General features: G+C 68.0%; 9 protein-coding genes and 1 pseudogene. 4 read left to right on the top strand and 6 right to left on the bottom strand.

The window, feature by feature from the left end; genetic code table 11:
* Positions 1–192 (bottom strand): VOC family protein (locus A5697_RS22350; RefSeq protein WP_197501085.1); only part of this gene is annotated, 192 nt, incomplete at its 3' end.
* Between the two features lie 70 nt (positions 193–262).
* Between A5697_RS22350 and A5697_RS22345 the strand changes: the two genes are divergently transcribed.
* Positions 263–1,141 carry an LLM class flavin-dependent oxidoreductase gene (locus A5697_RS22345; protein WP_067951097.1) on the top strand — a complete coding sequence of 293 codons (879 nt, stop codon included), beginning with the start codon at positions 263–265 and terminating at the stop codon, positions 1,139–1,141.
* A gap of 185 nt (positions 1,142–1,326) precedes the next feature.
* Here the strand turns inward: A5697_RS22345 and A5697_RS22340 are convergent, their stop codons facing one another.
* The gene (locus tag A5697_RS22340; protein WP_068012074.1) at positions 1,327–3,042 is read right to left on the bottom strand and encodes an NAD-binding protein; all 1,716 of its coding nucleotides are present in this window, start codon (positions 3,040–3,042) and stop codon (positions 1,327–1,329) included.
* Positions 3,043–3,198: 156 nt separating this feature from the next.
* Between A5697_RS22340 and A5697_RS22335 the strand changes: the two genes are divergently transcribed.
* Positions 3,199–4,494 carry a tetratricopeptide repeat protein gene (locus tag A5697_RS22335; RefSeq protein ID WP_067951066.1) on the top strand — a complete coding sequence of 432 codons (1,296 nt, stop codon included), beginning with the start codon at positions 3,199–3,201 and terminating at the stop codon, positions 4,492–4,494.
* A gap of 61 nt (positions 4,495–4,555) precedes the next feature.
* Entirely contained in the window at positions 4,556–5,041 is a 486-nt protein-coding gene (locus A5697_RS22330; protein WP_231972144.1) for an NUDIX domain-containing protein, read from the top strand.
* A gap of 45 nt (positions 5,042–5,086) precedes the next feature.
* Here the strand turns inward: A5697_RS22330 and A5697_RS22325 are convergent, their stop codons facing one another.
* Both A5697_RS22325 and A5697_RS22320 read right to left on the bottom strand, forming a co-directional pair.
* Positions 5,087–5,410 carry a DUF732 domain-containing protein gene (locus tag A5697_RS22325; RefSeq protein ID WP_067951062.1) on the bottom strand — a complete coding sequence of 108 codons (324 nt, stop codon included), beginning with the start codon at positions 5,408–5,410 and terminating at the stop codon, positions 5,087–5,089.
* 149 nt (positions 5,411–5,559) lie between these two features.
* Complete coding sequence (locus A5697_RS22320) at positions 5,560–6,249, bottom strand: glycoside hydrolase (RefSeq protein ID WP_197501084.1); 690 nt, start codon at positions 6,247–6,249, stop codon at positions 5,560–5,562.
* A 108-nt stretch (positions 6,250–6,357) separates the two neighbouring features.
* Between A5697_RS22320 and A5697_RS22315 the strand changes: the two genes are divergently transcribed.
* Complete coding sequence (locus tag A5697_RS22315) at positions 6,358–6,858, top strand: nitroreductase family deazaflavin-dependent oxidoreductase (protein WP_067951060.1); 501 nt, start codon at positions 6,358–6,360, stop codon at positions 6,856–6,858.
* 39 nt (positions 6,859–6,897) lie between these two features.
* On the opposite strand, the gene A5697_RS22310 is transcribed toward A5697_RS22315, so the two are convergent.
* Together A5697_RS22310 and A5697_RS28180 are read right to left on the bottom strand one after the other, a co-directional pair.
* Complete coding sequence (locus A5697_RS22310; protein ID WP_068012073.1) at positions 6,898–7,662, bottom strand: S9 family peptidase; 765 nt, start codon at positions 7,660–7,662, stop codon at positions 6,898–6,900.
* A gap of 70 nt (positions 7,663–7,732) precedes the next feature.
* A pseudogene (locus tag A5697_RS28180) lies at positions 7,733–7,952 on the bottom strand (dehydrogenase); the annotation flags it as partial.

Raw genomic sequence — 7,952 nt, 5'->3', positions numbered from 1 at the left:
CAGCGTGCCGCCGAGGTCGTAGATGACGCCACCGAACAGGAAGCTCAACTGGCTGCGGGTGGCCTCGTCCGCGTTGTCGGGCACCTCCAGCAGGACCGGCCAACCGAACACGCTCTCGTAAAACTGCCGGGATCGCTCGATATCGGTGACGGTGAGGCGGACGTGCGCGATGGAACTGCTGGTGAAACCCATCTGCTCCATGCTGCCACTTGTCCGCCCGCATGTTGACTGTCATGCCAGAATCGCCGTCGTGCAGATTGCGATGACGCTGCCGGTGATGGAGCCGGACTTGGACGCGGGAGTTTTGGAGAACTGGGCGCGCGCGATCGACGTCGGCCCGTTCTCGTCGCTGTGCTGGGGCGAGCGCATCGCGTTCGACAACCCGGACAACCTGACTCTGCTGGGTGCGCTCGCGGCCTGGACGAATCGGGTGCGGCTGCTGACCACCGTGATCGTGCCGCAGCTGCATGACCCGGTGATGCTGGCCAAGGGCCTGGCGACCGGCGACATGCTCTCCGGCGGGCGGCTGGGGGTGGGCATCGGCGTGGGCGGCAGGCACGAGGACTACCACGCTGTCGGCGCCGATCCGGCGACACAGACCATGCGCGAACTGGCCGAGCGCGTCGCCGTGATGAAGCGGGTGTGGGCCGGCGAAAAGCTCACCGAGTCGGTCCTGCCGGTTGGGCCGGCACCGGTGCAGCCCGGCGGTCCGCCGCTGTTCGTGGGCAGCATCGGCCCCAAGACCATCCGCAGCGCCGCTTCCTGGGCCGCCGGGCTGGCCGGGACCACGCTGGACCTGGACGTCGCCAAGCAGAACGAGTTGTTCGACGTCGCGCGCGACGCGTGGTCGCAGGCGGGCAAGGGCAAACCCCACCTGGTGACGTCGTTCTGGTTCGCGTTCGGCCCGCCGGAGCAGGCCCGGGCCCAGGTGCATCGCCACCTACGGCGCTACATGAACTGGATACCGGCGGAGTACGTCGACGCCATGGCGCCGACGACCGGGTGGGCCGGCACCGAGGACGAGCTGCTTGCGGTGCTGCGCAAGTTCGAGGACATCGGCACCGACGAGGTGCAGCTGATCCCGACGAGCGCGGACGTCGACCAGCTGAGCCGCGCGGCGGACGTCGCCGGCCGGCTTTAGCCCGTGCTCGCGATCGCCACTAGGCCAATGGTGGCGACCCGCTTCGCCCGGCTTCGCCGCGCTCGCGATCGCCACTAGGCCGATGGTGGCGACCCGCTTCGCCCGGCTTCCGCCGCGCTCGCGATCGCCACTAGGCCGATGGTGGCGACCCGCTTCGCCCGGCTTCGCCGCGCTCGCGATCGCCACTAGGCCGACGCGCGCTCGTCGCCCGCGGCCGGCTGCTGCGGCGGCTGCCCTTTGCGCAGCGTGGCCAACAACTCGCGATACGGGCCGACGAGGTAGACGGTGTCACCGCCACGAAGCCAGGCGTCCCGCCGGGGGTGCAGCTCGACGGGCGCGTCCTGTCGGGTGATCGCGATGACCCGGGTCTGGGTGGACAGCTCGAACATCTTCAGCCCGTCGAGCTCGCTGCCGGGCGCCACGTGCATCCCGCCGATCATGAACGAGCGCTGCCCGACGGAAAATGTCCCCAGCACTTGCAGGCCCATCGCGGCTCCGATGAACCACGGTGCGGCCAGTTCGACGGTGGACCGGACGTTTTCGAATCCGAACCGCTGCGCCACAGCGGCACCCAGCGCGCGGTCGTAGACGCGCAGCACCAGGGGAACGTCGGTACGAACGACTTCGGGCTTCACCCGGGGGCCGAGCATCTCGCGCAGCACGATCCCGGTCTCGATGTTCACCATGTCGTCCTGGGTCAGCACCGCAACCGCGCGGGCGTACTCGACGCGGGCGGCCTCCAGCGTCTGGCGCAGCGTCGCGTCCCCGAAGATGACCGGCACGTCGAGGTCGGCCGCCGCCGAGAGGAAGCGGTTGTTTTCGTCCCGCTCGATCACGGCGACGTCGTAGCCCGCTGACCTGAGGTCGGCGACGACGCGGCTGCCGAACGAACCGAGCCCGACGACGATGACGTGGTTACGCAGATGGCGCGCCCGGCGGCGGCCGACAGAATGGGCAAAACGTCGCGATATCAGCAGGTCGGCGACGAAAGCGACGAGGAGCGCGGTAGTCGTTACGCCGGCGAACATCAACATGATGCTGAACAGCCGCAGCCAGGTCGGCTGATGGAGAAAGCTGAAATCGCCGTAACCGACCGTCGCGATCGTTTCGGTGCTGAAATACAGCGCGTCGAGCCACGTCATCCTCGGACCCGGCTGGTAGCAGAAGCGCAGGATTACCGTCGACCCGATCAGCAGGCACGCCGCGGCCAGCAACGCTCGGGCGAACATCGGGTTGACGTCGTCGCGCAGCGCCCGCGCACTGTCGAGCATGCGCCGCAGCCGGGGCAGGCGATAGCGGGTCACGGTCGGCCGCGGGACCTTGATGCCGCGTTCGGCCAGTTCCTCGGCGGTGCCGATCATCGCGGTCCAGTCACCGGCGTGTACCGACAGGTCGCGGCCAGGACAGGACACCACCTCGCCGGGGGTGACGCAGTTCTCACCGTGAATCACCGCCACCGGTGCCAGGTCACCGTAGATTTCGCGCAGCGTCGCGCTATACGGTGCCTCGGCCCCGGAGACGACGAATTCGATGCCCGCCGCCTCGAACGGGTGCACGGTGTGCGCCAGACACGCCTCGACGACCGACGGCGCCGCGAGGTCGGCGACGTCCAGTATCGCGCCGGGACGCTTGTCGGCGGCCATCGCCGTGCGCAGCACGTCGTTGCCCAGCCGTGCCACCACGCGCACCCGGGAGTTGGCTTTCCTTGCCAGCAGTGCGATTTCGAGGTTGGTCGCGTCGTCGTCGCCGACGCAAATCACGGCGCGAGCCCGGGTCACACCGGCGGTGTCGAGCTCGCCGGCGGTCTGGAGCTTGACGATGTGCACACCGGCGTTGTTGAGCTCCTCGACGATCGTGGTCGCCAGCGCGTCGTCACCGCTGACGATGATGTGCCCGCGCATGGTCAGGCGCGCCCCGGGTCGTCCGGCATGACCCCCACCTCTGCTGACGTTGGAATTTTGTTCCTATGACTATCGGCCACCTTGCCGATTCATGCCAGCGCGACACCGGCCCCGGGGTGAATTGCGACGGGACCGCAGGAGAGATTCGATAGCGGTATGACGCAGCCGGAACTGCCTGGGCCGCTCGCCGCCTTGACCCGGCTCATCTCGGAGCGCATCGCCGCGGCCGATTTCGCCGGGGCGTTGCCACTCATGAACGAGCTGGTCGCGGTCTGCCGCCCGATCCTGGGGGAGCGCCATCCCAACGTCTTGGACATGAAGCTTGCGCTGGTACACCTGCAGCTCCAAATGGGAGACCAGGCCGGTGCCTACGCCGTCCTCGAGCAGCTGGTTCCCGAATTCGAGGAGGTGCTCGGCCGGGATCACATCACCACGTTGACGGCGCGCCACATGTTCGCGGACCGGCCCCAGCGCGAGACGCGGGCCGCGTTGGCCGAATGGTCGCAGCTGCTGGCCGACGAAGAACGCGTGCTGGGCGCCGAGCACCCCACCGTGCTGACGTCCATGGACCGCGTGGCGCACAAGCGTAAGGAGCTCGGTGACTATCCGGGTGCCATCGCCGAGGGCGAGCGCGTCCTTGCCGCGCGGCGCCGGGTGCTCGGCGACGACCACGAGGACACGTTGGGCATGCGGCTGTCGCTGGCGCAATGGCACGGCGAATCGGTGGACGGCGCCGGCGCCGTGGCCGAGCTGGAGTCGCTGGTCGAGGTGATGCGCGAAAAGCTGGGCGACGACCACCGCCACACGCTGATCGCGCGGCACACCATCGCGCTGTGGGAGCCAGAACCCGTGGACTGCGGGGACAAGGTGGCGACCTGGCAGGCCCTGGTTGCCGCCGAAGCACGGGTCTTCGGCGAAGACAATCCGCTCACCGTCGCGGCCAGGGAGGAACTGGCGAAGTGGCGCGACCGCGTCGAGGACCACCGTTGGGTGGCCGAGATGCGCGGCCGGGTCGAAGAAGCCGGCAAGCGCCGCCTGAGCACCAAAAAGCAAGCAACGCAGCGCTTTTCGGACGAGGAATACCTGCGATGCTGGCTTGCCGAGCGCGGGGCCCAATTCCCGGTCTGGGCGGGTCATTACGGCGGCGACGCCGTGTGGGACTTCTCGCCGGAGTCCTTAGACGCGTTGGAAGAGCTCGTCATTCAGAAGGCTTCGACACCCGAACAGCTTCTCAACGAAGAGCGCAATGAGCCGTTCGTAGATGGCGCCGTGTGGTATCTCGGGGAAGTGCTGCGGCGCGGACGGTCCCTGCCGTGGCAATACACGCGTGGCGAAACAGCGGATCCCACCGTCGGGCACGTCGATGTGTTCGCAGTACTCACCCGTGCGCTGCACTCCGTCGACCGGGGCGCCCTGCGCCGCACGTACGACCGCTTCACGGCGTCCCAGTGATACTGGGTTGGTGCCCTTCATCGAATGCATCGCGTCCCGCGAGATCTATCGGAGCCAATGGATGGTGCTCCGCGAAGACGACATCCGTCGCCCGGACGGCAGTCCCGGCATCTACGGCGTGGTGGACAAGCCGGATTATGCGCTGGTGATGCCGTTCGACGGGCACCGTTTCCGGCTGGTCGAACAATTCCGGTATCCGCTTGGGGAGCGAAGGTGGGAATTCCCGCAGGGCACCGCTCCCGGTTTGGCGGACACCGACCCGTCGGAGTTGGCCGAGCGTGAGCTGCGCGAGGAAACGGGATTGAGTGCGACGTCATTCGAGGTGCTGGGCCAGCTCGATGTCGCCCCGGGCATGACCAGTCAGCGTGGCTGGGTTTTCCTGGCCACCGGAATCGTCGAAGGGGAGCCCGAGCTCGAGCACGAGGAGCAGGACCTGCGAAGTGCCTGGTTCGCCCGCGAGGACGTCGAGCAGATGATCCGGTCGGGGGTGATCGCCGACGCGCAGTCCGTCGCCGCCTACAGCCTGTTTCTGCTGCGGCGACCATGAACAATGCGGGGGCCCGCCGGGGTCCCCGCACTGTAGTGGTCGATCTCAGGCCGACGTGACGTACTGCGGGCAGTAGGCCGAGGCCGCGTCGACGGCGAACGTCTTGGAGCCCTTGGTGCTCAAGCCGGTCGCCTTGGCCACGGCGCCGATGACCTCCTTGCTCGAGTGGCCCTGGTCGAGCGCGTTGCACACGGCGTGTGCGTCCTTGATGGCGACCGAAGCGCTCGGCGGGGTGATGCCATCCGATGCCAGCTGGGCGAGGAACGCGTCATCGACCGAGCTCGCGCCAGCGGCGCCGGCGAGGCCGAGCGCGGCCAGGCCCAGGGCGGCGGTGCCGACGACGGAGGCGGTGAAACGGCGAGGGAACATCGGGGTCTCCTTGTGCTGAGTTGGCTTCTCTGACGGACGCGGAGTGCGTTGATCACAGAATCAGCACGGGGCCTCAACGGCTTCTCAAAGAATTCTTGGCGACGACGCCTGAAGGCGCGGGCGCCGGAGTGAATCCCTCTGTCACCCAATCATTGCTGCGGCGCGGGCGTCATCGAGGCGATGTAGTAGACCTCGTGCCCGGTCGGGTAGCCGCCGCCGTTGGTGGCGATGTGCACGTGGTCGTAGTGGTTGAGGGTTTCCGAGCCCAGGTCGGCGGTCCAGCTGCCCCCGCCGACGCCCGGGTAGATTTTCTGGCGCCAGATCACGTGGTTGATTCCCCATCGCTTCGCATTCGCCAGCGCGTACCCGGCGATCTGGTTGCCGAGCTCGATACCCTCGGGGCTGCTGTGGTTCGGGATCATCACGTCGATCGCCAACCCGTTCGGGTGCCACGGCAGGGGGTCTTCCCGGTACCCATAGATGGTTTTGATCTGCGGAAACAGCACGCTGATGGCGCGTTCCGCCCAGATCGTCTTGACCTGCAGCCTGTCCTCCGAGGCGAGGCCCCGGGGCAACGCGACCTGGAATTGCTGGGCGGCGGCGGGCGCGCTGGCGGTCAACATTTCCACTTCCGCGGGGCTGGCGGTGTGCGGGGCGTTGGGCGGGGCGGCGGCGTTGGTCGACGCGGCGGCCGCGGTGGTGGGGACCGCCGCCACCGCGTTGGGCGCGCAGCAGCGCGGCTTGGTGTCTTGGGCGTAGACCATGGCGCCCGCCAGCGCGAACGAGGCAACGATCGCCAGCCAGCGGCTTCGCCCGTTGGCTAACACGTTCTTGCCCACGACCAGCAGCTTAGTTCCGTAAGCGACGTCTGTGACCCATTTTCGTCCAGTTATTCCGGCTCGGACGAATGGGCCCTAAGCGGCCCGAGGTCGGGTCACAATGTCACCATGCCCGGCCAATCCTTCGGCGATGCCAACGCGTTCCATCGGATCATGCGTCGCTTCGCGTCCACGCCGGTGGGTGTGGCGCTCCTTCGCCCCACGGCGCACCACCTCGACCGACTCATCACCAAGCTCACGGGCGGCAGAAGCAGCTTCGCCGGGCTTGCGACAGGCATCCCGGTGGTGATGCTCACCACGACGGGCGCCAAGTCGGGTGAGCCCCGCACCGTCGCCGTGTACGGAATCCCGCATCCGGACGGGTTGGCCCTCATCGCGTCGAATTTCGGCGGCGCCAAGCATCCCGCCTGGTATCACAACCTCAAGGCGCACCCGGAGGCGACGGTGTCGATCGGCCGCGACACCTGGCATGCGAACGCGCGGCTCGCCGCGCCGGGCGAGCGCGACGAGATCTGGGCGAAGGGTCTCGAGCTGTACCCCGGCTGGCGGAAGTATGAAGTGCGGGCCGGCAAGCGCCACATCGAGGCGTTCGTCCTACAACGGAGTTGAGGGTAAGCCCAGTTCTACTGTGTCACAGGCGGTCTGGGGTCAAACACCGTCGCCCAGGTAGGCGTCGGCCCAGGCGCCGATGATTCGCCCGGCGCGATGAGCTTGACCCCGAGCGGTCAGGAAGTGGTCCGAACCCTCGAGCGAAACGAAGCTCCTGGGGTGACGGGCTAAGCGGAAGATCTCGCTCGCATTCGCGATGCCGACCGTGTTATCGGTGGGCGAATGCAGGATCAGCAGCGGCAGGCGCAAGCCCTTGATCTTGTCGCGTAGGTGGGCTGCGCGGACATCCTCGACGAATGCCCGCTTGAGGGTCAGCGTGCGCCCACCGACCATCCACTCGGCACTGCCCTCCGCCAAGCAACGGTCGACGACTGCGTCGTAATGCTTCTCGACGTGGCTCGGGTCGACGGGCGCGGCAACGGTGACAACCGACCGCACGCCCTGGCACTGTCGTGCCGCCGCGAGCACCGCCGCGCCGCCCCACGAGTGCCCGACCAGGATGTCGGCCGGGGTCCCGCGGTTCGCCATGAATTCGCATGCCTTGGCGATGTCGTCGACCTTGACGGTGAACGACCCGTCCCCCCAGTCGCCCTCGGATCCACCGAGACCCAGCGCGTCGAAGCGCAGCATGCCGATGCCGTCGGTGGCCAGTTGCTTGCAGATTCGGGCCGCGGCCGGCGAGTCCTTACCGAGCGTGAAGCCGTGCGCGAAGACGCCCCAGCCGCGCACCGCTCCGTCCGGCACCTCGATGACCCCGGCCAGAGTCGCGCCCGTGGAACCTGGGAACGTCACACGTTCGCCCATGCAGACGATCTAACCCGCCCCGGACGACGGTCGTAAGACCGACATGTTCGTTCTCGTCTGCAGTTAAGGCTCAGGGCGCGACCGAATATCGCGGCGAGGGGCCGGGGGAGCCGACGAGCAGGCCCGCGATGTCCCCGAGCGGCCGGGCGCGGGCAACCAGCTCCGCCCACGGAAACCGGTCGCGGGTTGCGAGCAGAAAGCTCAGCGCCGCACTGAGGTGCCGCGGCTCGTAATTGTGCACGCCGAAGATCGACAGCTGCCGGCGGACGACTTGCTCGGGGTCGAGCGCG

The organism is Mycobacterium sp. E3251 (assembly GCF_001666835.1).
Classification (GTDB): domain Bacteria; phylum Actinomycetota; class Actinomycetes; order Mycobacteriales; family Mycobacteriaceae; genus Mycobacterium.
This window is presented reverse-complemented; position numbering and strand designations above follow the sequence as displayed.

Bases quoted from the DNA above. Each gene is read 5' to 3' on its own strand.
- A5697_RS22310 (WP_068012073.1), bottom strand. From the start codon at position 7,662: ATGGGCGAACGTGTGACGTTCCCAGGTTCCACGGGCGCGACTCTGGCC.
- A5697_RS22315 (WP_067951060.1), top strand. From the start codon at position 6,358: ATGCCCGGCCAATCCTTCGGCGATGCCAACGCGTTCCATCGGATCATG.
- A5697_RS22335 (WP_067951066.1), top strand. From the start codon at position 3,199: ATGACGCAGCCGGAACTGCCTGGGCCGCTCGCCGCCTTGACCCGGCTC.
- A5697_RS22340 (WP_068012074.1), bottom strand. From the start codon at position 3,042: ATGCGCGGGCACATCATCGTCAGCGGTGACGACGCGCTGGCGACCACG.
- A5697_RS22345 (WP_067951097.1), top strand. From the start codon at position 263: ATGACGCTGCCGGTGATGGAGCCGGACTTGGACGCGGGAGTTTTGGAG.
- A5697_RS22325 (WP_067951062.1), bottom strand. From the start codon at position 5,410: ATGTTCCCTCGCCGTTTCACCGCCTCCGTCGTCGGCACCGCCGCCCTG.
- A5697_RS22330 (WP_231972144.1), top strand. From the start codon at position 4,556: ATGGTGCTCCGCGAAGACGACATCCGTCGCCCGGACGGCAGTCCCGGC.